1 protein-coding gene is annotated in these 297 nt (G+C 70.0%); it reads left to right on the top strand.

From position 1 onward, the window contains the following. Window positions 1-297, top strand: a 297-nt coding sequence (locus SALPAC6_RS31435) for a DNA translocase FtsK (RefSeq protein ID WP_033774670.1), incomplete at both ends; no start/stop codon positions are given.

Below are 297 nucleotides of genomic sequence, written 5' to 3'. Positions count from 1 at the left end.
AAGTCGAGAAGATCACCGGACTGGCCAAGACCTTCGGCTACGCCCTGGGCACCAACAAGGTGCCGATCGTCGGCACCATCCCGGGAAAGAGCGCGATCGGCGTGGAGGTGCCCAACACCGACCGGGAGGTCGTGACCCTCGGCGATGTCATCCGCTCCCGGTCCGCCCGCGACGGGCACCGCCTACAGGTCGCGCTGGGCCGCGACATCGACGGTCGGCCGGTGACCTGCAACCTGGCCGCCATGCCCCACCTGCTCATCGGCGGGGCCACCGGCTCCGGCAAGTCCGGCTGCCTCA

The sequence above is a fragment of the Salinispora mooreana genome (assembly GCF_000379065.1).
Lineage (GTDB): Bacteria > Actinomycetota > Actinomycetes > Mycobacteriales > Micromonosporaceae > Micromonospora > Micromonospora mooreana.
This window is presented reverse-complemented; position numbering and strand designations above follow the sequence as displayed.